The sequence below is a fragment of the Phycisphaeraceae bacterium genome (genome assembly GCA_020639155.1).
Lineage (GTDB): Bacteria > Planctomycetota > Phycisphaerae > Phycisphaerales > UBA1924 > JACKHF01.
On sequence record JACKHF010000001.1, the window covers coordinates 1,899,883 to 1,923,577 of the forward strand.

Annotated in this window: 20 protein-coding genes and 1 tRNA gene; 6 read left to right on the forward strand and 15 right to left on the reverse strand. The window is 52.8% G+C overall.

From position 1 onward, the window contains the following. Positions 1-40: 40 nt before the first annotated feature. Together H6815_08000 and H6815_08005 are read right to left on the reverse strand one after the other, a co-directional pair. Positions 41-661: a DUF2959 domain-containing protein gene (locus H6815_08000; protein MCB9860383.1), complete on the reverse strand. Its 621-nt coding sequence runs from the start codon at positions 659-661 to the stop codon at positions 41-43. Between the two features lie 101 nt (positions 662-762). Continuing rightward, on the reverse strand, positions 763-1,137 hold the full coding sequence (locus H6815_08005; GenBank protein MCB9860384.1) for a VOC family protein: 375 nt from the start codon (positions 1,135-1,137) through the stop codon (positions 763-765). A 77-nt stretch (positions 1,138-1,214) separates the two neighbouring features. On the opposite strand from H6815_08005, the gene H6815_08010 reads away from it, so the two are divergent. Further along, positions 1,215-1,592 carry a DUF1801 domain-containing protein gene (locus H6815_08010; protein MCB9860385.1) on the forward strand — a complete coding sequence of 126 codons (378 nt, stop codon included), beginning with the start codon at positions 1,215-1,217 and terminating at the stop codon, positions 1,590-1,592. Here H6815_08010 and queC read toward each other — a convergent pair. Continuing rightward, positions 1,584-2,270 (reverse strand): 7-cyano-7-deazaguanine synthase QueC, encoded by a 687-nt coding sequence (gene queC, locus H6815_08015; protein MCB9860386.1) that lies wholly within the window; start codon positions 2,268-2,270, stop codon positions 1,584-1,586. The genes H6815_08010 and queC overlap by 9 nt on opposite strands. 167 nt (positions 2,271-2,437) lie before the next feature. Between queC and H6815_08020 the strand changes: the two genes are divergently transcribed. After that, on the forward strand, positions 2,438-2,749 hold the full coding sequence (locus H6815_08020; protein MCB9860387.1) for a hypothetical protein: 312 nt from the start codon (positions 2,438-2,440) through the stop codon (positions 2,747-2,749). Between the two features lie 131 nt (positions 2,750-2,880). On the opposite strand, the gene H6815_08025 is transcribed toward H6815_08020, so the two are convergent. The 4 genes from H6815_08025 to H6815_08040 form a co-directional block, all read right to left on the reverse strand. Beyond that, positions 2,881-3,156, reverse strand: a complete 276-nt coding sequence (locus H6815_08025) for a hypothetical protein (GenBank protein MCB9860388.1) — start codon at positions 3,154-3,156, stop codon at positions 2,881-2,883. Positions 3,157-3,172: 16 nt separating this feature from the next. Then, positions 3,173-4,423 (reverse strand): hypothetical protein, encoded by a 1,251-nt coding sequence (locus H6815_08030; GenBank protein ID MCB9860389.1) that lies wholly within the window; start codon positions 4,421-4,423, stop codon positions 3,173-3,175. Positions 4,424-4,488: 65 nt separating this feature from the next. Continuing rightward, a complete protein-coding gene (locus tag H6815_08035; protein ID MCB9860390.1) occupies positions 4,489-5,730 on the reverse strand; it encodes a hypothetical protein in 1,242 nt (413 codons plus the stop codon). Positions 5,731-5,804: 74 nt separating this feature from the next. Beyond that, positions 5,805-8,327, reverse strand: a complete 2,523-nt coding sequence (locus H6815_08040) for a hypothetical protein (GenBank protein MCB9860391.1) — start codon at positions 8,325-8,327, stop codon at positions 5,805-5,807. Positions 8,328-9,753: 1,426 nt separating this feature from the next. Between H6815_08040 and H6815_08045 the strand changes: the two genes are divergently transcribed. Both H6815_08045 and H6815_08050 read left to right on the forward strand, forming a co-directional pair. Then, positions 9,754-9,825: transfer RNA gene (locus H6815_08045), tRNA-Gly, on the forward strand. 444 nt (positions 9,826-10,269) lie between these two features. After that, the gene (locus H6815_08050; protein MCB9860392.1) at positions 10,270-10,743 is read left to right on the forward strand and encodes a hypothetical protein; all 474 of its coding nucleotides are present in this window, start codon (positions 10,270-10,272) and stop codon (positions 10,741-10,743) included. 16 nt (positions 10,744-10,759) lie between these two features. Here H6815_08050 and H6815_08055 read toward each other — a convergent pair whose 3' ends face one another. After that, positions 10,760-10,912 carry a hypothetical protein gene (locus tag H6815_08055; GenBank protein ID MCB9860393.1) on the reverse strand — a complete coding sequence of 51 codons (153 nt, stop codon included), beginning with the start codon at positions 10,910-10,912 and terminating at the stop codon, positions 10,760-10,762. 148 nt (positions 10,913-11,060) lie between these two features. Here H6815_08055 and H6815_08060 point away from each other — a divergent pair, with 148 nt between their 5' ends. Both H6815_08060 and H6815_08065 read left to right on the forward strand, forming a co-directional pair. After that, complete coding sequence (locus H6815_08060; protein MCB9860394.1) at positions 11,061-11,309, forward strand: hypothetical protein; 249 nt, start codon at positions 11,061-11,063, stop codon at positions 11,307-11,309. Between the two features lie 67 nt (positions 11,310-11,376). Next, positions 11,377-12,075, forward strand: a complete 699-nt coding sequence (locus H6815_08065; protein ID MCB9860395.1) for a hypothetical protein — start codon at positions 11,377-11,379, stop codon at positions 12,073-12,075. A gap of 227 nt (positions 12,076-12,302) precedes the next feature. Here H6815_08065 and H6815_08070 read toward each other — a convergent pair whose 3' ends face one another. From H6815_08070 to H6815_08100, 7 genes are all read right to left on the reverse strand, one after another. After that, the gene (locus H6815_08070) at positions 12,303-13,124 is read right to left on the reverse strand and encodes a hypothetical protein (protein ID MCB9860396.1); all 822 of its coding nucleotides are present in this window, start codon (positions 13,122-13,124) and stop codon (positions 12,303-12,305) included. Next, complete coding sequence (locus tag H6815_08075) at positions 13,121-14,863, reverse strand: FAD-dependent oxidoreductase (GenBank protein MCB9860397.1); 1,743 nt, start codon at positions 14,861-14,863, stop codon at positions 13,121-13,123. The genes H6815_08070 and H6815_08075 overlap by 4 nt, the downstream gene beginning before the upstream one ends. A 4-nt stretch (positions 14,864-14,867) precedes the next feature. After that, complete coding sequence (locus tag H6815_08080) at positions 14,868-16,559, reverse strand: LLM class flavin-dependent oxidoreductase (protein MCB9860398.1); 1,692 nt, start codon at positions 16,557-16,559, stop codon at positions 14,868-14,870. A 35-nt stretch (positions 16,560-16,594) separates the two neighbouring features. After that, entirely contained in the window at positions 16,595-17,716 is a 1,122-nt protein-coding gene (locus H6815_08085; protein ID MCB9860399.1) for a DegT/DnrJ/EryC1/StrS aminotransferase family protein, read from the reverse strand. Positions 17,717-17,784: 68 nt separating this feature from the next. Then, on the reverse strand, positions 17,785-18,915 hold the full coding sequence (locus tag H6815_08090; GenBank protein MCB9860400.1) for a glycosyltransferase: 1,131 nt from the start codon (positions 18,913-18,915) through the stop codon (positions 17,785-17,787). 252 nt (positions 18,916-19,167) lie between these two features. After that, positions 19,168-22,272, reverse strand: a complete 3,105-nt coding sequence (locus tag H6815_08095; GenBank protein ID MCB9860401.1) for an efflux RND transporter permease subunit — start codon at positions 22,270-22,272, stop codon at positions 19,168-19,170. After that, complete coding sequence (locus tag H6815_08100) at positions 22,269-23,633, reverse strand: efflux RND transporter periplasmic adaptor subunit (protein ID MCB9860402.1); 1,365 nt, start codon at positions 23,631-23,633, stop codon at positions 22,269-22,271. The genes H6815_08095 and H6815_08100 overlap by 4 nt, the downstream gene beginning before the upstream one ends. Positions 23,634-23,695 lie beyond the last annotated feature (62 nt).

A 23,695-nucleotide genomic window follows, 5' to 3' on the forward strand; every position in this document is an offset into this window, starting at 1 on the left:
TATTTGCGATATCCCCGATCTGTGCGACGAGAGCGGATGTTTATTCGCTGTCGGACATCTCATTGATGAACGTGTTGGCCTCCGCGATCGACGCTTCCATATCGCGGATGAGTGTCTCGACCTCGGTTTCGAGTGAGACAACCGTGCTCTGGAGTGACGCGATGGATCGCGCGTTGAGATTGTGTTTCAGGAACAGCACCTGATCGCCCAGCGTCGTCAGCACGGGCTGCATCTTTGACTCGGCCTGCTTCATCTTCGAGACCATCTGCGTGTACTTCGCTTTGGTGTCATAGAGTTGCTGCTCGCTGGACCGACGAAGATCCTGGTTGGAGTACTCGTCGAGTTCGGTCTCCCATTCCTTGAAGAGCTTGGATGAGACAAGCTCAACCATGTTGATGCGATCGGTGACCGCTTCTGCGCGATCCTGCGATCGCTCGTACTCCTTCTTGAGCTTGTTGTAGACAGCTTCGAGATCGCCGCCGGAGTACCCGGTCAGTGCTTTGAACTCCTCGAGTGCGTCAGCGAACTGCTCCTTGGCATCTTCTTGCGCGTTGCGAGCTTTTTCGACATGCGAGACGAGCTGCTCGCGCTTGGGGGTGCCGAGCGCTTCAGCGATCGCGATCCGTTGCGATGCGCACCCGGCGAGCGGGACAACACACATCGCGCCGAGGATGCACAGCACGCAGGTGGATGTGATAGACAGCCTTGCTGAAACTGGACTGGTGTTCATGGTGTTCTCCAAAGCATTGGTCGGGCAGGATGTTACGCCTGATAGAGTCCGCATACTGCGCCAGCGGGATCGCGGATAACACAATACCGCGCACTGCCCATCGACTTCGGTCCCACGAGTACAGAACCGCCGAGCTTTGTGCAGGCTGCTATGCTCGCGTCAATATCCTCAACAATGATGTACATGAGCCACTGCGAGGGGATGTCAGCGTTCGTGCCGCGCTTGAAGCACACACCAGCAGTGGGGGAACCGTCTGAGGCAACCATGCTGAAGTCGCTGTACCCGCCCATGTCAACAGGTTCGGGTTTCCACTGTGCAACCGCTGCGTAGAAATCACGAATCTGGTCTGCGTTCTCGACGGTGAGATCGTGCCATCCGATGGTGCCGGGCCTTTGTGTGTCTGACATATGGGAACTCCATGTATGCGATGAGCATTATGCCTGCGATGAATGGGGATAATAGTGGCATACTCGAGGAGATGCGCATGGCACAGGCACGATCCAAAGCAGTAACGGACTTTATCAACAATGCCCCTGAGTCGCAGCAGAAGACGCTTAACAATATCCGAGCGATGATCCGAAAGGCACTCCCCATGACAACAGAGGAGATGTCGCCGAACAACTTCCCCGTGTACACCTTTGGGAGTCAGCGATGGGTGGCTGGCATTGGTACAACCTCAAAGTGCCCAATGCTCTATGTAATGGACCAGAAAGTGCTCAATCGATTTGAGAAGAGATTGGGCAACTTGCGATCGGGCAAGTCCTGCGTTCAGTTTCGCGCATCGAAGCAGGTCACGCTTGATGAGTTGTCTGATATTGCACGCGAGATGCTGTCAGCCATCGCAGCAGATCTGTCAGACTGAATCCGCGTATCGCGTCGGGTCCGGCACGCCAGCGTCTGTAAAGCCTTTGCGTCTGATGATGCACGAATCACAACTCCCGCACGCGCGACCCTGTGCGTCCGGGTCATAACACGAGTGCGTCAGCCCGAAATCAACGCCGAGTTCGTGTCCACGCCGGATGATGTCCGCCTTTGTCATATCGATGAGCGGCGTTTGGATCGAGAGCGTGTGCCCCTCGATGCCTGCTTTGGTCGCAAGATTTGCTGTGCGTGCAAATGACTCGATAAACGCAGGTCTGCAGTCTGGATAGCCGGAATAATCGACCGCGTTCACACCAATGAAGATGGTGTTAGCATTGAGCACCTCAGCAAACCCGCATGCGAGCGAGAGAAAGACAAGATTGCGCGCAGGCACATATGTCACAGGGATGTCGTGCGCCATCGCTGTGTCGTCTCGGTGCTTCGGCACATCAATCGCATCCGTGAGTGCGGATCCGCCGAAGGCGCGCAGATCGATCGCGACGGTTTTGTGAGAGACTGCACCGAGTTGATGGGCAACTCTCACAGCGCTTTCAAGCTCGAATCTGTGGCGCTGACCGTAGTCGAAGCTCAATGCGTGACATTCATGTCCCTGCGCACGAGCGATCGCCAGCACTGTTGCGCTGTCAAGCCCTCCCGAGAGCAGCACCACAGCTGGCATTTGTTCATGTGTAATCGCCATGGCACATTGTTGCGACACAAAGCGTTTGGTCGAGGCTGACTCTGCCACACTGGCAGTGGCACACTCAGTTATTCGATCGGCATGGGGGATTCCGACTCGGCACGATCTTTGCAGAGGGTGATGCTCACATTCCACGGAGTTCTGCGATGCCAATGAAAATCGGATTGTTTGCGTACCCAGCAATGGTCTTCATGGCCTATCTCTCACGTCCGAATGCCGTACATGCGTTCGAGAGCGCCGGGGCATTCTCCCCCGAGACCAGCCGCAAACCGGAAAGCCTGAATGTTCCAATGAAAGCTCTCCGTCGCGCGGTACGGAAGCGCTTGCTCGTGCAAGCCACCAACGGCCGGTACTACATTGATCGCCGCATGCTCAGACGGTCAGAACGGCAGGCGTTTGTGTTGTTTGCTGTCGCACTGCTTGCAGCGGTGCCGTTGTTCTGGCTCATGTGGAGATGATACTGCACAACTTGGATGGCCGTTGGTTTGCGGCTGTGCTCGGCGCGCGAACAGTTTTGGGTGGGCGTGAGTTTGGTGCACGCGGGACAGGAAGTTAAAAAGAACATTGAGATTTCAACCTATAGACAACCTTAGTTATGTTCGGTTGTAAACTTCGAATAGTCTACACCATAAAATGCAGTATTCGCAGGAACATTGTTTCCATCCCAAGTTCCATCGTAGTTCCAGTCCGCATATAAAGGCGGTGTAGTTAGAACTGAGTCCGAAATGAATGTATTCAAATCGGTGGGATCCACGTCGCCATCGCGGTTGTAGTCACTCCAGCAGTGTGATGCGCGGGAGAGCATGCGGCTTATCAGTCCCTGCACGGTTGTGGTGCCAAAGTCACTCGTTGATTCGGCAGCCATCGTGGTGTCTCTTTGCTTACGGACATCCTTCCGCGAACTTGTTTCCGAAGCAGATAAAGTCGAAGATATTCATTCTTCCGTCGTTGTCGCAGTTGGCGTACACGGTTCTCTGGCTGAACTGCTCAGCAAAGCAGAAGTAATCGAGGACATTGAGCTCATCATCGCCGTTGCAATCCGCATAGCAGAACGCGGGAAGTGTTGCAAAGAAGGGTCGATACTCAAGCTGCGTTCCAGTCCAGCGAGCAGCAATACCCGCCATCATCGTGCCATCGAAGCTGATGGTGTCGATGGTCCAGAGCTGCCATTCCCCGGCCGAGATGCCATACTCCTCAAAGAGCACATCCTGGAGATATCGCGCACCATTTACCGGGTCCCAGATAGTTGCTCCGTTGAGGAGAGGAGGTGGCCCAGCGTTCCCAGTTTCACCGACGACACGCCAGCCATCTCCACTCACCTGCTCTGCTCTTCCTCCAACAATGTTTCCTGGGATGTGGTACCACTGCCATCCGTGATATTCGGTCCATCGCGAAAATGCGACGGTGCAGATAAGTCCCGGTGTCGTCTGGCCAACACCAACGCGAGCGTCAGCCGAGGAACCAAGAATCCTGCTAAAAGAACCACATCCCGGGAGATCTCCAAGAAACTCCCACCCAATACCTTCTCGCCAACGAACACCTTCAAGACTTCCTGTCAGAATGTTTCCGCTCGTGCCAAGGAGTGTCTCTGGAGTATTGATGTCAGCGATGCTCGTAACTGCGCCTTGTGGGCTGCCAAGATTGGTGAGCTTCTCCCCGTCAAACAGGAACGGGACATCAGCGCCCGGACCATCGTCGATGAGCAGCCCCTCAACAATATAACCATATTCTGCGTCTGAGACGTCTTGCGCAAATGCTTGCTCGTATGGTTCAGGCGGTTCGAAGAGCACAAAGGGTCCCTCGCCATCGATCCACACTATCGGCATCGCGGGCGAGAAGTTCGGGGGGGGAGCAGCAAGCCCTGCAATGTATCTCCCGTCTCGTGAAGTTCCTTGAGCCGAAACACTCCATTCCGGTCCCGGCTTTGGCAGCAGTGTCCAGCCCTTCTGTTGTGACCATGTGATTCCGGTCCCAATGGGAGCTGATTGTTCAACAGAAGTTCCAATGACGGTTCCGTCATCCGTGAGAGACAAAAATCCGACCTCGTAGGAGAGGAGATTGGGCGGCAGGTTGTCCATAAACACGAGAGAAGCTTGCTGGGCGTACACAGTTGCGTTCAGCATCAGCAGCACGCATAAACCCCAGCCGCATCTTCCGAAGCGGCTGGAGCGTGTCCTGCCTTTGAAGGAACAATGATTCACGGACATCCTTCAGCGAACTTGTTTCCGAAGCAGATAAAGTCGAAGATATTCATTCTTCCGTCGTTGTCGCAGTTGGCGTACACGGTTCTCTGGCTGAACTGCTCAGCAAAGCAGAAGTAATCGAGGACATTGAGCTCATCATCGCCGTTGCAGTCCGCATAGCAGAACGCGGGAAGTGTTACAAAGAACTGGCGATAGACCAGTTGAATTCCATTCCATCTGACTGCCTGGCCCGCCATCATCGTTCCATCATAACTGATCGCTTCGATATCCCAGAGCCGCCATTCCCCGGCCGAGATGCCATACTCCTCAAAGAGCACATTCTGGAGATATCGCGCACCATTCACAGGGTCCCAAATGGTCGCTCCATTTTGGTACGGAGGAGGAGCCGCGTTCCCAGTTGAACCTACGGCTCGCCATCCGTCGCCGCTTACATTCGACGCTCGACCGGGCGCAATAACTGATGGAACATAATAGTCCTGCCATCCATGATATTGGGTCCAGCGAGCAAATGCTTGAGAGCAGATAAGCCCAGGGGTAGCTTGTCCTACTCCAACCATAGCGTTTGCAGAAGAACCGTAAAGCCGACTAAAGGAATCACAGCCGGGCAGGTCTCCAAGAAACTCCCACCCAATACCTTCTCGCCAACGAACACCTTCAACACTTCCATTCAGAATGTTGCCACTAGTTCCAAGGATTGTTTTAGGAGAGTTAATGTCGGCAATACTTATATTGGCACCTTGTGGATTGCCAAGATTGGTGATCTTCTCCCCGTCAAACAGAAACGGGACATCAGCGCCCGGACCATCGTCGAGGAGCAGGCCAGCAACTATGTACCCATATTCTGCGTCTGAGACATCGAGCGCAAAAGCTTGATCGTATGGTTCAGGGGGTTCGAAGAGCACAAAGGGTCCTTCGCCATCAATCCATGCGACAGGCATTGCGGGCGTATATGTTGGTGGTAATGAAATAATGCCAGCTATATATCTCCCGTCTCGTGATGCACCCTGAGCAACTACATTCCATTCTGGACCCGGCTTTGGCAGCAGCGTCCATCCCTTCTGTTGTGACCATGTGATTCCAGTCCCAATGGGAGTTGCTTGTTCAACAGTAACTCCAATCACGGTCCCGTTGTCTGTGATAGACAAAAATCCGACCTCGTAGGAGAGGAGATTGGGCGGCAGGTTGTCCATAAACACGAGAGAAGCTTGCTGAGCGTTCGCAGTTGCGTTCAGCATCAGCAGTACGCACAAACCCCAGCCACATCTTCCGATGCGGCTGGGGGAACTATTACGGCTTAGAGACCGAAGAATCACGGACATCCCCCGAGTGCATCAACAACAAACTTGCAGAAATCAATACCCCAATCAGCCGTCGCTGTAAAAGCGAGTGGTCTATCTAAGTTAATTGACGTGTCGTAGTTCCAGTCACTCGACCCATAAGGACTGCTCGCGCTGAGAAACGCTGTCACGTCATCGCCGCTGGCCGATCCTGAATACCCTCCTGAACAGTTGTACGAGAACGTCACCTCCACAGTTCCATCGTTGTCGTAGTCACCGGGCCAGTGACACAAACGACGAACAATATTGGTAGAGAATGTGTAGTTCCCCGGGCTTCCAACAAGTCCGAGAAACCGCTCTTGTGAACCCGACGAGAGCGATGTCCATGCATCGGGTATCTTCTCCTCAGAATCCATGATGTTTGCCAAAAGCCATGTACGATGCGAAGCAGCAGGGGAATTTACAAACATGAACCCGTCGACGTGAGTATACAGGTCCTCGGCAAGCGCGTTGTCGCGTGCGGTTTGCATGGCAGTGTCGCCATGAGTGTTACAGTTTGTGTCACACCCGGATTGTGTCAAAAGGACCACGTGTCCTTTTCGGTCTGTTTCAAATGCGGGAATCAGGAAGTTCTTGTCGGCCATGCTGACAACCTGCTCGAATCCCTGTGAGTATCGGTTTACAGTGGCAGTGTGTGAGGGTTGCCTGTCAAGGATTCTCCGACGGATGAGTGCTGCAGTGTTCTCAGTGACAACAGTCGGCGGGACAATCTGCACCGGACCGCCGCGGTCTGTGATGTTGAGCGGATCGAACGCATAGCCGTCCCAATCTGGTTCTGTCACACTAACCAGAACAACCGGTTGATTCGGGTCGGTTTTATCAGGAACAATCAAGTTGTTCGCAATAGCGTCACCAAGCGTGTGCTCCTTGATGTCTGACACAAAGGCGTGGACGAGGTCCACAGACTCAGTAATCTGGAGCTTGTAAAACTCCGCTTGTGGCTTGTCATTGACTCGACCGCCGTACGACAACCGCGCAGAGTTGTCCTCATCGGCATCGATGGCAAGTGCGCCATCCTCACCCGAAGTGCCATCACCGAATCCCCAGTCGAACGACAGCAGCTTTGGAGTTCCGAAGGTCGGTTCGTAGCGCGCAACAAACGCGTCGCGACGACCGTTCGTGTTGACCGTGACAGTACCACCTGCGCTCGGGTCAAGGTCGATGGACGCGCTATTCGGTGCGGCGTTACCCGGATTCCCGAATGCTCCAGCCACAACGACACGACCAATGCCGTCCAGAGTCACATCCATCGCCTTCGAGTCGCACGCCGTCTGATTCGAATCATCCAACGTGAACTCGTGTGTGGGTGCGAGCGGTCCCCAGCCCACAATCGTCGGAGCCTCGTTGTACCAGGCAACATATGCATCACCGGATGGTTCGCCACCGAGAGTCAGACCATCACCCATCCAGCCGACCGCATACACGTCGCCAGTCGGGTCGATCGCAACGCTCTGTCCCGAATCATCATTCTCGGTGCCTGTTGTGTCAAGCCAGACGAGTTCAAACGGCTCGGGGGCACCGCCGCCGATTGCATCGGTCACCAAGTACGCAGCGACAAACATGTCGCGACCACCGACACTCACACCATTTTGTACGCCAAATGTGGTAGGGTCGAAGTCTACAGTTCCTGTAAATGAACCAGTTATGACTAGCAAGCCTTGAGTAACGCCAAGTAAGGTGTCGGGCGCGAAAGCGACCCCAGTCACTTCAACCGAAGCTCCCGAGGCACCTAGAGTGAGCACGTAATCACCGAAGGAAGAAAAGTTATACACCGGGTAAGCAGCGTCCGATGCGTTCAGGATGGTCACATAGCCATCCTGAGTTCCGACAGCAGTGCGCTGCACGGAGCTTGAAGAGGTTCCGAACTCAGTCGTTCCCTTGAACCAGCCACCCACGGCACACCACTTTGTCGCAAAGGCACTTCTTGTTGCGGCAGATACTGACATTGCTTCAACACCCAAGTTTGAGCAGAAGACGCGAGGGTTACAAGGATTGGTTGTTCCAGCACATGCACCTCCGTCGCGTGCCTTTGTCATCCAAGCCTGAATAACTCCCGGTGTTGGGCATTGGGCAGATCCACTATCCCCGCTTTCATCTTCCATGTCGATGTCGCCAATGGGAGTTTGGAACCCACCGCACACGTAACAAGCTGGTAGAAGTGGGTCGGTCGAGCCAACAAGATGTGCTTCCACGCGGGGGAACTCGGTAGAAAGGTCGTTTGCCCAGACATCAGACAACGTCGGCAGCCCACTTATGGTGTAGTAGGCATCGATCACGCTGAGCGGGAAGTGAATCTCGGTGCGTTGAGTACCGAAGGCATCCTCAACGACTCTTGCAGTAAAAGCTCGTCCGTCGTACCAGTGCGCGACACCGGCAACGTATCCAAAGTTCGGGTCAGTCGTTGTCTGCAACGATGCGTAGTCGTACGCCGGAACTGATTGTCCACATGCGCTGCCCGCCATGCCAGCCAGAGCGGTACAAGTCACAAGGCCCAATAACTCGCGTCTCCGCTCGAAAATGTGTCCCTGATGGAACAGAAACCGCAATTTTCCACTATAACCCTGCATATAAACTCTCGCTTTCTGAGGGATCGGGTGAGTTCGGCTCGGTCATCACGGCAATGATGATTGAAATCCAAACCGGCTCACCCATCCCCCCTTTGACAATCCGATATCCGCTGCTGAGCCGCACAATACAGCTCGACGATTGGATGCAGCTGATACCTAACGTATACCGAATCATACACTCAATCCGTGGCGATGTTTCAGCCACGACCCGGATTTTTGGTTTTTTTTCCCCCTCCCAACATCCTCACGGTTATAGGTTCTATACCTCGTCCGCAACTGTCCGGTTCAGCTCGATTTGCCCAATCGAAGCAGATTTTCACCGCATCCAAAGGTATTAACGAAAAGCCCAATCAGGGTTCCGATTTTCGGTAAATCTTCTTATGAACGACTCCCAAGCAGGGGCACTCCCTTTCGGTGGTCTCACTTCGAAGTGATTCGAGGGACGAACGTTCAGCTATCTCCTGTCTCGCGCCAGTAGAGTCCAAAGTTCCCTATCAGTGCGCCGCTGCGGTCGAGCTCTCCTCCAACACAGAGTGACAGCACCTGTAAGTCGCCATATCAATAGGACAACACCAAGGAGATCACAGAAGTGAAGCGTCGAATCCGTACGACGTGCGGATGGCGCAAGCAGTCTCGGAAAGCCCGGCGCATCTCAGAGCGCTCAAACGCTTACTACGAGGAGACAGAATTGACTTATGATGTGAAAGACGCTTATGTGAGCTTGTATCTATCATGGAGTTTCCTGCTTTTCATGCCCACAATCTTCAGAATCTGAACGTCACTACTGGAAGCTTGCCCCTTGAGATTATGCACAGGGGTTCTCCAGTCGTTGAGCATGCCGTACCCCAAGTAGCACGGCGTACAGGTAGTTGACGAGTCCGTTTTGAACGGCCCGAGTCCACCTTTTCGACAAAGTAGTCGAGTGGCGGCATGGGGTGGTTCCAGGCCGCCGCTTCCACTTCATCAAGTCAAAGTGACGACTCGGTGCTACGCTGCCCTTTGCTTGGTTCGTGCCGGTTTCTCGTGCTTGACTTCCTTGTCTTTCTCGTCTGATTGCACGCCTCAGAGGTACTCTGCCACCCACTAGTGGTGCTTCAGTTCAGCGGCGGCTTTGTGTTCTCTTTGGACGATTCCGAACCGGTGCCGACGAGGTGAGCCGTTCGAGGGGTCGCGGAAGGAGACGTGCCAGCCGATTCCCTGCGTGGCAGAGAAGGACAGCTTCGGGATTCGCTTCTTCCGGTTGGGACCATGCTTCGGCATGGTGTATACTCCGGGGCTTCGGTGTGGCTGCGAGACGACTTCGCAGGTAATTGTAGTAGATGATCGTGCAAAGAAGTGGTAGAAATCCACGTTTGCGGGCGTAGTTCAGTGGTAGAACGTCAGCTTCCCAAGCTGAATGTCGCGAGTTCGACTCTCGTCGCCCGCTTTCGATGCATCCTGTCAGCGTACGCCATGGGCTGACAACTGCGCTCTCATAAGGATGCGGCTATGAATATGACGATTGAAAAGCTAATCAACGAAGTTCAAGAACAGTTTTACGAGCACCCTCCCAACGGGTGGTTGCTCGGCTGGGACAGAGAACGACACCTTGCAAACGTGCAGGAATCGTGCTTACCACTTGGAGTTATCAACGCAACCTCATTCGATTATGCATTCTGCAACCGCTATGAAGTGAACTTTAATGCTGGAGTTTCGAGTCCGGTATATATGTTGGCAACGAGATGGAGTTTTGTTGCACCTATGTACTCACTACATTGGACGAGGCCTCATTGGTGTTTCCGATTCGTCGAATGATCTGATCTCGCGTTTCGCCAGCACCGAATCAGGCAATGCTGCGATGAATCCATTCAGAAGATTAGGAGGCAATTAGATGATTGATATTGAGGGTCTATTCATCAACGCAGGCAAAGATGATGTGGTTGTGTATAAAAATAATATATTGCATCAAAAAGATGTGGTAAGAATAGCTAAAAAACAGCGCATCAAAGTAGTGTTTAAGTCAACCAGTTCGGAGTGGAGGCAGGGAATTGCGGTTAAGGTTGATGGGGAGATACTTGTCGCAGGGCAAAGATTAAAGAAAATGTGCTATTTTTGGCAAGACACCGCGCCACAGATGTTTGAGTTTGCAGTTGTGAGTAAAAAGGATAAACCAGATCTGCATGTCAAGAATATTTGGGATAGTGGAAACGGGAATGCAGATTCTTGCCATAACGGTGCTGCGATGATAGTCGAGATTTCAGGAAGTATTCGTTTGTATCGCTGCAATGATGGTCACCCAGATGACGATTTTGATGATCTGGTATTCTCACTCGAACTTCTTCCTGACGATGATTTGTGCGTGTAGGGTCCAAATACTTGGTTCACACAGTTTTTCGGTGGTAGGTTCGCAGCAAACCGCCCAATCGTTCGCTGCAACCAACTTCTGTGGACGGTTCATACTCGGGCGGAGAGGGCTTGCCGATTCGCGCGTTGCCTAACCCCTGATGAGGGCGCTCCGCGTTGTAGTGCTCCACGTACTCAGCGATGGTATGGCGGAGTTGGTACTCCGATTATTACTCGATCTGCACCCGGCATTCCTCCCAATCTGGGCGGTGGAATCGAAGGTGTTGTCAGTTCTAGTGATTTCATTATCGTCTGGCTCTATGCTGTAAGGAGATCTGCATGATTACGACGATCAATGAAGTATACGAGTTTGTGGAATTAGCTATGCAGGAGTGCCAAGAGCATGGCTTTGATGATGTTGTCCAACAACTTGACGACGCGATGCATCTTGGTAGCTCAGGAATGGAAGTTCTTGGAGCGATCAAGTCGACGCTGGCATCCGAGTCCGCGAAGCTTGAGAAGGTCATAGACAAGGCCAAGTTGCAGGAGGTTGTTCAATACGTCAACAAAGCTTTCGGAACAAAATGAGTTTCCAGATATTCATACTCGTTCTCGGCTTGAGTGCATTGGCGTGATTTTACGGTTTTTGGATGCGATGATGGCTATTACAGATGTCAGGAACCAACTTCTCGCCTTGGAACGGTTGCATGCCAACGACCGTGATGGTGGATATGGTCTTGCCGCCTCCCTGTGCGACTATCGGGATAGTCTTGACACAGAGTCCAAAGGCCAATGGGACCACATTTTGATTGAATGGGCATTGGACGAAGCTGGGGATAGGTGGGGTATCGCGCTTGAGGCATTGGCACGAGTAAAAGGTGGCGATGTTAATGCAATGTTGTCTAAAACGCTTGCCGAATGCAAGGGTAGTAAAGAATGGCGATCGGATATAACAAGTACACTTCTGCGAAGAGACGTGAGCGACGCAAATGTTCGTTCAGAAGTGGAAAGAGAGGTGCGTGAAAAGGATCCAATGGGATTGCCGAATGTTGCACGTCTTATGGTGGTAGATACAAAGACGGTAGACTTCGCTGCACAATGTTTAGTTGATGCAATCCTTGAGGAGCAACAAGATTACGTATCGTCCTATATTCCGCCATTTGTGTGGAATGCATGGAATTCGAACCCAAGAATAATTATTGATTTGGTAGCTTGCGCAAAAATGAAAAGCACCACTGCTGGCGATATATTACGGTCACTATTTCTTACGCATCTTGCTGAAGATTATTTTCAGCGGGAGTTGGGGTATGCATCAGTCTCAAATGTAGTAGCTGAGTTGCGTTCACTCGTGTAGTTTGGTGTATCTAACAGTTCAGTTCATGGCGCGTTTGCTGTGTGTTGCGGGTAGCTGTTTATGTACGTCGATTAGAATCATGTTGCACTGCAAACATGACATCAAAATCCACGATTGCATATACATAATGTCAGCTTGAAGTCTTTGGCCATTTGTGCTGATATAAGTATACCAGCACGACAATATCAGCGATCATCAATGACCTAATCATTTTCAACGAGTTAAAGTTATTTTAGAGATCCAAAGTCATTCAACTCTGTGGAATCAGCGAGCATCAGATTTGAGAGTTGGTGCAACAATCGCGTATTGACGATTGTGTAACTATCTGTAGTATGTGCCAGTTGTGCGCCAGGATGGGGAGGGTACCAGAAGGCGCGGATCTTCCGGTCCACCATTTCGGGTGTGTCGGTCGGTTCTATCGTGCGGAGTCGTAGAAAATCTTTCTTGGAAATATACCTCCCATTTCTTTGTGGAGTTGCGTCAGGCTTGCCGGTTTCGAGCATATGAAGCAGTTTGCGTACAACGCGAAGAATGACCGGTTGAGTACGACGCTCAAGCGAGAATGCTGTTTCGTACTGCATATCAACGTCAAATCGTTCATCCACAATGATCGGACCGGTATCAAAGCCCTCATCCATATAGTGAGCAGTCACACCCCAGAAGGGACACGACTCAACAATAGCAAAGTTATACACGCCCCATCCTTGAAACTCGGGCAATGGGGCTGGATGGATATTGATTGCGCCTATCTTCGGAAGATCCAATATCGGAGATTTGATTCGTGACTGATGAAACATCGAGAGCACGACATCGATCTCTTCCAGATTGATTGATGCAATACTCTTGCCACGACTCATGTGGTCGTAGATCTGTTCCTCATCAAGGAGTGGTATGTTGTGCAACACGGCGTCGTCGCATAAACGACGTTTGTGAATATCGGGTTGGTCTGGTGGTGTTGTCACGATTCCTTTAACAGTGTGTCCACACTCAAGGATCATCTGCAATGCGTCGCATGCTACTGGTTTTCTTCCAAAGAACAAGAAGTTCATTTGGCCTCCGTTGCTAAACTGTCTGGGCCGAAACACGCAGTATTCCTTGTGTTCCTGAGTATATGAACACTCCTTGGAGACGCAATGCAGTGGTCAGCCATGTTTGTTGCTTGCGCGATACCTGTGGGAAGGGAAGCAAAGAAGCCTCGCAACTCGAGCTCAAGATACATATTGTGTGCGAGCGTAGGAAAGAGTGAAAACTTTCCCGGGATCACATAAATAGCTGAGTGCATCGGTGCTGTGGCATGCGAAGCAAACGCGCTGATAGCCTGGTCGCGAACTGCGATAAAATCATATTCTGCTTGTGATGTACGCTGGCGTGCCGATCGGAGCGCTGCAAAGTGAAGACTCTTTGTTGTTGCCCAGACATCTGTAGAAATGCAGTTTGTCTTGGGAGGTTGTCGGGTGAGTTGGGCATTGAATATTTCGTCTTGTGCAGCAGCTTGGTCGTGCTGTCGAAGCCGTTGCCAATGCTCATTCTGCCAGTGGGCAACCCGAGGTCCCCACCAATAGCTGTAGTCGCGGCTTATTCCATCAAGTTTGCAGACCTCAGTTTTTTTACACACGTACATTGACCATTGTGAAAATGAACCGATGGTATCACCAAACATCGAAGTCGCCTTGGCATGGATACGATGCCCTGCAGCTTGAGTTTCTGGCTCGGATGGTTCACATGGCAGGTCATTTGCATCAGCAAGAATGGAAATGCCGCCACCGGTTCCCGGGTGATAGATGTGATTGACACAGTCTTCTTCCGATTGTGTTATTATAACACGGTTCTCCGACATAACAGCGGGCTGGCGCACGAGCATGACACTCGACCGACTCTGAATCGAAACATTGTCAGATACCATCGCTTGCTGAGAGTTCAAATCAATAGTTCTGTCTCCAGCAGCAACAATCACATGGGTTGCCTGTACACGCATAATAGCGCCAGAGCGCGCGTTCCGTATGTGCAGCAGATGGTCCTCTGCTCGTGTTTCGATTAGCTGTACATCTGCATGAAGATACACATGTGCACCAAAGCTACTTGCAGACTGCGCAAGATCATACATGATTCGCTTTGAATGCATGACCATATCGCAGCCAGTGAGTTGTTTCGAGCATAGATCTACGTTCTGGTTGCAACGAGATGGAGGACCAGCAGACTCCAGCAGGTTGCGGACTGATGGCATCTGGCACGTATGAAGCTCTTTGCGATACCACGACGCAGTTCGATAGATGTGATCGACAGTACGATACATCGATGCAATCTGGTTGTGCCAATCTCCGCAAAGATCACCATCTTGCGACTCGGGTATTGTGCAAAGCTGAATCGGCGAATCAAACCAGCCCCGACGAGACGCGTGCCGCTGATTGGTATTGGCATGTGGCAAAGAGACAGTTGATGGCACAATCGAGATGCCTTTGCCATCTGAGTATGCAACTCTGCACGATGATCTCGATGGAAAGAGTGGATCATCTGTGTACCAGTTAACGAGATCTTCGAATGATTTGAGGCAGGTGAGAAATGTCTGCAGATATTGTGGTCTGGCGTATAGCGCGCCGGTATGAAACCATCCTTCGACGCCAGCTGACGATGCGGATCCAAGTTGCGCCTCTCGCTCGAAGAGCGCCAGGCGTATCTTTCGACCCTGACGATGTGCTTCACGGGTAAGCCGTTCTGCAATTGCTATCCCCGCAATGCCGCCTCCGACGATCACAACATCAAACGTCTCGATGTGATCAGATGAGTCCATGTTGCTACTTCTTGTCCTGTGAGAACAGGCTTTGGTTGCGATCGATATAGTCAAGTGCGAGCAACAGGGCGAGCGCAGAATCTCCATCATCAACGATGCCATCGATTGCCATCTGCTTTGCACGATCACGATCAACAACTTCAATCTGTACCACGTGCTCTGTTTCATCGTCCGTGGTTGGCTGGGCCGGCCGAGCCCCGAGAGCTATAAAGCACCACGCCCTGTGCTTTGCCATGCCGTTTCCAAGAAATCGACTTCCGAGTGGGATCAGTTCTGTACACTCAGCCCCGATTTCCTCAAGGAGTTCCTTCTTTGCAACATCTTCAAGAGCAAGCTCGAGATGATCCCCAATACCGCCCGCTGGAATCTCCCATGAGTATGAGTCTGTTGTGTAGCGATATGACCGTATCAGTACAATCTGACCCTCGGGTGTGCAGGGAACCATAAACACAGAGCCGGGATGATCGATATATGTGTACTCCCGTTGTTCGTTCGACGGCAGAACGAGCTGATCCTGCACGATGTCAAACCACTTGCTCCTGTGTATATGTCTGGTCTGTTGGACATGCCATCCAAGAGATTGAGCAATCGGTTTATATGAAGTCGTGACTGAGTCCTGATGTAGTTTCGAATCAGACCTGAAAGCTGGGGCAACATGCGATCCAAACAGGTGCATGCTCTCTCTCACATCGGCATCAGCCATATTGCCCACCTGCATATGTGTGCTGATAACACCCACACCAAGCGTATCCTTTATGTACTCAATCTGACGTGTCACAGTGCTTGGAGATCCGCACAGCACAATATGATTATCAAGGCGCTGCCCAAGCGTGGGCGGAGATTCCTCGACCGGCGTGTAGCCGTATCCCTCGGGTTTGTTTGCAAGCGCCTTCTTCTCCGCATTAAACGTGCCAGAAAGTATCTGATACTGATAGTTGAGGGCGGGTTCCAGTTTTCGAAATGCGAGTTCGTCGGTTTCAGCAACACAAGTCTGAAATCCAACGATAAACTGCTCTGGATCTGGTTCCCATCCATCTCTGGCTGCTTGCCCCCTATACGCATCAATCGCCGACTTGACTCTGTCGATAGCATCCAGCGAGTAAAGATGGATAGCGCCAATGGCTGCCCGTGACTTTGCAGCAAAGACAGCAGAGGTTTCGCTATTCGCTGAATACACAATCGGTGGATGCGGCTGCTGCACAGGCCGCGGCCAGATCGACACATGTGGGAAGTTGTAATATGTTGAGTTCCAGCTGAATGGTGTTGTTTCCTGCCATGCGCGGAGAATAAGTTCGTGCGCCTCTGCAAATCGTTGCCTGGATTCTTCGGGCGCGATGTTGTACGCCGCATAGTTCTGTGGCACACCTCGAATAAACCCTGCAACGAGACGACCATTACTGATCACATCAATCATCGCACACTCTTCTGCTACTCTCAGTGGATTCAGGAGTGGTAACGGTGCTCCAAGAACCGCGAGTTTTACGCACGTCGTTCTTTCTGCAAGAATCGAGAGGATCAGCATCGGATTTGGTGTCAGGCCATACGCAGTCATATGGTCTTCACCGACGCCAACCCAGTCGAACCCGCATGCTTCAGCATACACAAGCTGATCTATGCACTGACGGAACAACTTCTGCCCTGCATCGGATGTATAGGCAGAGTTTGGGAACGGCCAACGGTCCGGCCGTTGTGCCAAGTCTGGCCAGGGGAAGGGGTTGAAGCAACAGAACTTCATCCCAGCACAGCTTTCAGAGCTTCGCACACACACGCAATATCATCATCTGTCATGCCTGATGTGAGTGGTGGACACACATGCTTTGGGCACAGTGCGTCTGCAACCGGAAATCCATCCTTTGGCACTGTGATATCTGCGAATGCGGGCTGAACGTGGCATGGGCGTTCGTACACGCCGCCACCAGCAATGACACCATGCGAGCGCAAACGTGCTTTTATCTCGTCACAGGGCACACCGTGAGAATACCGCACGATCAGCTTGTACTGGCTGGCTCGGTCCATGTGTTGATACGGGCAGTATTGCACTTGGATATCGTCAAGTGTACGAGCCATGGCATCCGCAGCCTTTGCACGACGCGCAATCATCGAATCCAGCTTGCGCAGTTGCACCACGCCTATCGCTGCAGCAAGTTCTGAAAGTCGCCAACTCGATCCGAGGTGAAGATGGTCGCTTCCAAACTTTGCAGCTCCCTTGCCTTGATTCCGATATGATCGAGCCAGATCCGCAATATCCGAGTTGTGTGTCGTAACCATCCCGCCCTCCATCGTCGTCATGACCTTCGTCGGGAAGAACGAGAACGCACCACCATCACCAAATGCACCCGCAGATGTGCCGTTGAACATACTTCCGTGCGCGTGTGCAGCATCTTCAATAAGAAAGAGTTTTCTGGTTCTGCAGAACTCAGAGACAGCTCCGAACTCCGGCGAGATCAGCCCGCCGATATGCACCCACACCACACCCGCAATCTTGTCACGCTGATATGACTCTTCAAGCATTTGCAGAGATGGTGCAAATGTCCGCGGATCCATATCGAGGAGCACCGGGTGTCCACCCGCAGCCAGGATTGCGGCCACAGAGGCGAAGTTCGTGTTTGTTGGTACAGCAACAGGCTTGCCATCCGCAGAATGAGCCATCAGGAGCATCTGCAACGCCGATGTGCCAGTGCTGACAGCAACTGCGTGCTGCACTCCTGCCATGTCAGCAAACTCGCGTTCAAACTGCTCGGTATGTTTGTTCAGAATAAGTTGGCCTGAGCGCAGAATATCGCCAAACGTTTGTTGAAGAGCTTCAATCTCGTTCTCGGTAAGATCAAGATGGAACGGTGATACGTCTGGCAAAGTGTCAGCTCCGAATCATACTGATTTGACTGTGGAAAGTCGGCGAGCGAATATACCAAAGAACGATGTCAGACGCAAGCGTTTTTTATAGCTTTCTGCGTATTCGGGCCAATAATATCTGAATACATCTGCTCATACTGAGGAAGAACCGTAGGAATAGCGAATGTGTTGAGCACCCAGTCCCTTCCTTTCTGGCCCATTAGTTCTGATTGTTTCGGATCTGCAATCATTGAGCAGATTGCATCAGCAAACCCCTGACCTGATTGCTCGACAATAACTGCTGCACCAGCCGCGGAGAGTTCTTGCCAAATATCAACACCACGAGTCGTAATCACAGGTGTTCCACACGCGCACGATTCCGTGAGAACAAGTCCAAAGTTCTCCTGGCTGGTTGGAAGCGCGAAGACAGTTGCGCACGCATACAGGCTTCGCTTCAGCTCACCATCAACCATTCCGACGAAGTGGATCATGTCCTGAAGATCGCACGATGCCACACGTTTGCGAAGCGCTGCTTCATAGGCCGGATCACCCGTGCCCGCAATAACGACTGTGCAGTGAGTACCACGATCACTGAGTATGCGGGCAGCATCAATGAGGTGTTCTATCCCCTTCTTTGGATGCAGCCTGCTCAGAAAGAGAATGACTGGACATTGACGTCTATCCAGATCGAATCTATCTGCAGCAATGTCCGGATTCGGAAGATCGATGTATGCGTCAAGGTCCATCGCGGGTGGCAGCACAATACTGTTTGGTTCTCGAAGCCAACGACGGACCTGGGCTTGTTCTCCCAATGATGACGTGATTACTCTCTGCGCTCGTGCCAGGAATCGGTTTCCACACAGACGCATGAACACACGTTTTTTCAGCCATCCTTTTCGCAAGCACACTTCATCAAGCATGCCGTGGACAGTCACAACATAAGGAATACCCATTCCTATTGCGATTTCTGCGAGATGGACCATGTGCGGAGACCACATGCCGTGAATGTGAAGCACGGATGCCTTTGACAGCTTCTCCTTCGCTCGAGCAATCTGCTGCTTGTTGAGCCACAAAGCATGATTGGAACCGATGGACAGAGAGGTAATGTGGCTCACGAGTTGGCTCTGTTCAGGATGCACAATGTCGGCATTGGGTGGGTCGAGTGTCAGTTCCGAAACATCGTGCCCCCGCTGAGCGAGTTGTTCTGAGAGATCGAACACATATCTGACGACGCCTCCTTCGCGCAGGTCAGACGAAGGATGTGCGTGGCATATGTGCATAAGCGACCCGCGTATCTTACCATCTCCAATCGCATGAAGTTGCTATGAGCAAACGGGCTGGACTTCGTTATAGTGTTCATGCGTTAGCGTTATTGACAATAGAGCCCGCAATCGGTTAGAGCGGCATCATCAAACTGGTCTTTGAAGCACACGATCTCACGACAAGCATGCCTTTGGCAGAGCAGAGATTGGTCAGTCCTCAGTCTTTGAGTGCGCGTGGGCAGTGAGTCCAAGGTCCTCGAGCACAACGTACAGACATGGAAGCACCAGCAGCACGAGCAGCGTCGATGCGAGTAGTCCGAACACAATGCTGATTGCGATCGGGATAAGCACCTGAGCCTGCAGGCTGCGCTCTGACATCAGAGGGAGCAGGCCCGCGATCGTGGTAAGCGATGTCAGCATGACAGCACGGAACCGAGCCTTCGATGCCTGGCAAGCTGCCTGCTCGATATCGTTTCCACCGACGGATCTTCGGTCCTTCAGGAACATGACAAGAAGGATCGAATCGTTGACAACAACACCCGCAAGCGAGATAAACCCGAGCATGCTCGGGAGGCTGAGGTCCACACCCATGAGCAGATGACCCCAGACAACACCAATCAGCGAGAACGGGATCGCAGCCATAACAATCAGCGGCTCTGAATAACTTCTGAACTGGAAACTCAGAATCACAAAGATACCGAAGATGCCCGTGACCATCGACAGCATCATGGATCGCTGCGTTTGAGCGCCTTCCGCGGCTTCGCCCTCAAAGTCGACACGAACGCCCGGATGAGCCGTGCTGAGTTCGGGGAGCAGTTCCTTCTTCAGCAGTCGCATGATCTCGGATGTGTTCGCTCGGCGTTCATCAATGTCTCCACGGAGTGTGACAGCGAGTTGGTTGTCGAACCGTGCGATGCGAGCCCAGCCTCGTGCTCGCTCAATGCTTGCGACCGCGTCTAATGGTACCTGACTCCCGTCTGGCAGTCTCAGTGTTGTCTCGTCAAAGTCGGCGAGGCTGTCTCGCGCAGATGGGGCAAGCACCACGTCGACGTCCATTGATTCGCCATTGACCTGTACCTGCGCTGCAGTCTGTCCTTGATACATTGCGCGCAGTTGCCGAGCCATTGTGGCTGCGTCGAGTTGCAATCCGAATGTGCCCGGCCTGATGCGTAACCGGAACTCCGGACGACCGGGACGCAGATCGTCCGATGTGTTTGAGACACCCACAAACCGATCGAACCATGCTTTGGTTTGTTGTGCGGCTGCCTTGAGTTCGGGAAGATCATCACCAACAAAGCGAAGCTCAATCGCACGCCCGGCTGGTCCGAGCGCAGGTTCCTGAATAGTCATGCTGATCACATCCGGAACCGCACCGATCTCTTCGCGCCATGCGGCGATGACATCGTCCATTCGCGTCGAGCGTTCTTCTGCGCTGAGCAGATCAACTGTGATGGTTGCAACGTGCGGTCCGTTCTCAAATGCTTCAGTATTGACGTTGTATCGCACGAACGATTGCTTGATGAGATCACGCTCTTTGGGTTGGTTTGCAAACGTATGATTGACGCGATCGAGCGCAGATTGCACACGCTGCACGATCTCTTCCGTGCGTGCCAGCGGCGTTCCCTGCGGGAGCAGGATACGCGTTTCGAGCACATCACCCTCAAGATTCGGGAATGGCTGGAACTTTACGATTCCTCCAGCGACAAGCCCTGCCGATAAAAGAAATGCACCAACGACAATGCCGACAACAAGGTATCGATACCGGATCATCGCACTGAGCGGCCTGCCGATCCATCGTTCACGAACCCAGTCAATTCCGGCATCGATGCGTCTGCGCATCCGGCCGGGCTTTGTGGGATCGTAACGGTGCATGCTGTGCGCAAGATGCGCAGGAAGGATGAGGAGCGCTTCGATAAGACTGACACTCAGTACGAGTATCAGGATGATGGGTACAACGCGCAGCACCTTGCCGATGTCACCTGAGATATACGCGAGTGGTCCGAGCACACAGACTGTGGTAAGAAAACTGGCAATCACACCGGGGAGCACTTCCTGAATGCCGTCGATCGCGGCTTGCACAGGCTTCTTTCCTTGTGCCCGATGCGACGCGATGTTCTCTGTGACGACGATGGCATCGTCCATGAGCAGCCCGAGTGCAAGCAGGAGTCCGACCATCGTCATCATGTTGATGGTCAGGTCGAGCGGTGCAAGAAAGTACATCGCTCCAAGAAACGAAACGGGCAATCCCAACGCAACCCACAGCGAGAGCCGAAACGCGAAGAACAGCCACATTGCAAGGAACACGAGCACCATGCCCTGCCAACCATTGGTAATCAGCAATCGAAGTCTGTCCGAAACGAGGACAGAGATGTCCTGCGTGACAGCAAAGTGCATCATCGGGTAGCGTGCGCGCTCGGCGTCGAGAAAGTTTCGCACCGCGCGTGCGACACGGATCGTGTCTTCTGCATCAGTCTTCTCGATCCAGAGCAAACCGGCACGGACACCGTTCATCTCGATCCGGTCCTCGGCATTCTCGAACGTGTCGAGCACTCTGCCAAGATCACCAAGGCGAACCTCACCCGCGCCCTGATTTGCAGCAATCACAAGATCTTCAAGTTGTTGCGATGTGCGGCGTTCTTCGGTAAGCCTGACAACAAACTGCTGATCGTCTGCCTCGATGTCGCCTGCGGGCGTGTCGACACTCTGCCGATCAATCCGATCCGCAACATCCCAGACGCTCAACCCATACCTGCGCAGCTCGATCGGTGACAACTCGACCCTAAGCTGGTGATCCGAGAATCCCTCGATCCGCACCAGCGAGACCTCATCGAGCGCTTGCAGACGATCCTTCAATCCCTCGCAGAACGCCTTAAGTCCTGGGGCTGGGAGCGGGCCGGAGACGAGGATCGCGAGAACGCGATCCGTGGTCCCCAGTTGTATGATGACTGGATCCTCAACTGTGTCGGGGAAGTCGTTGATTGCCGACACCTCCTGCTCCACATCGTTGCGCAGTGTCTGGATGTTGCCGCCTTCGATGAGTTTGACTGTGACTATGCCCACGCCGTCGCGCGCGTCTGACCGAACTTCGTCGATCGATTCGACTCCATCGAGCGCGTCGATCACGCGCTGGCACACGGTCTGATCGACTTCTTGGGCGGTGGCGCCGGGATACACAACGCGCACCTCAATCTCGCTCGGCGTGAACTTTGGAAACGTCTCGCGCTGCAGTTTGGGTAGTGACATGATCCCGATCGCGAGCATAATCAGCATCAGCAGATTGGCAGCTGTTGGATGCCCGGCAAAGAAGCGTGTCATTGGGAGACCCCGCTCGCGTCTTGAACGAGTTGCGCACCGAGTTCGGCATCGATTTTCGCATCAATGAGCGATCCGATCGGCACGCCGACGGGGTCAGAAACAACAACCAGATCGCCAGCAGCAAGACCCTTCTCGATTGTGATGTACCAGGACTGTTCAAGCCCGACCGAAACAGGTCGCTGTTCGAGTCGGCCATCGGCGTTGACAACATTCACTTGAGCATCAATTACTGCCGAACGAGGCACAACGATCTTTGGAGATGTTGGCTGACCGCGAAGCTCCACTTCGCAGAACGCACCCTCGATGAGTGGGGGGCGCTCACCCGGAATGAACTTCTCATATGGACGATCGACCACAACGAACACGCCAGCAGTGTGTGTCTGGGAATCGATGTTTTCACGAACACGGTCGAATGTTGCATCCCATCGTGCTGTTGTCATACCCATATTGAGTCGCACTTCAGCTGTGATATTCAGTGCTTCCTGCAGTTGCGCCAGATCGATATTGGGTACCTGGATATCTTCGAACTGTCCAGTCTCGACAAGCGACCGCAGCGCGCCCATCCGAACCTGCGCTTCCACTTCTGTCTGGTCTATGCCCGATGCGTCGAATAGTTTCTCGTTCTTTTGAACAAACTGTCTGAGCTGTAGATTCACATCGCCAACACGGCACGCAAACGGTGCATGGACTACTGTTTTCGAAAGATCATACTTTGCGACAGCTAGCTGTGCCTCGCGAGAGGCGCGCCGTGCCTGTGCAGTGCGACGCTGCGCTGGAACCAGCGCAATCGAGTTCTGAATCTCCTGCACGATGCGGCGCTGGCCGAGTACCTCGCGCTCACGATCGTCGATTTCCATCTGTGTCGCAGCGGTCTTTTCGAGCGCATCACGGACGACTTGAAGGTCTGTCTCAGCGAGTGCGAGTGATGCCTTCTCAATTGCAAGCGTTGCGTTCAGATTTTCCTCGTTCGTGTCAAGCTCACCAAGTTCAGCGTCGATCTGCTCAATCTCGCTGGTCAACTGAGCAACAGACAACTCGTACTCGGTTGGATCGACTCGAAGAAGTTCTGCTCCCTCCGGGAGGAGCGTACCAGATCGAAGATCGGGATGGATTGCAACAACTCTTCCAGATACCTCGGATACTGCTCGCCATACACGCGCGGGCTGCGATGTCCCGTATCCTGTCACACGCGGCACAACCTCAATAGGTTCCGCTCGAATGACTCTGAGCAGATGAGACTGTTCCTGTGGTTCTGTGCGTTCCGGTGGTGCTTTTCGCATCACCAATGCAACAACGATCAGAACACCGATGAGAATCGGAGGAAAGACGAGCCAGCGGCGTCTACTGCGAGATTTCTGCACAGCTTTGCTCCTGCCTGTGTACTGCGCGGTCCAAACCGCATGCAGTATGCGAACGAGGCATT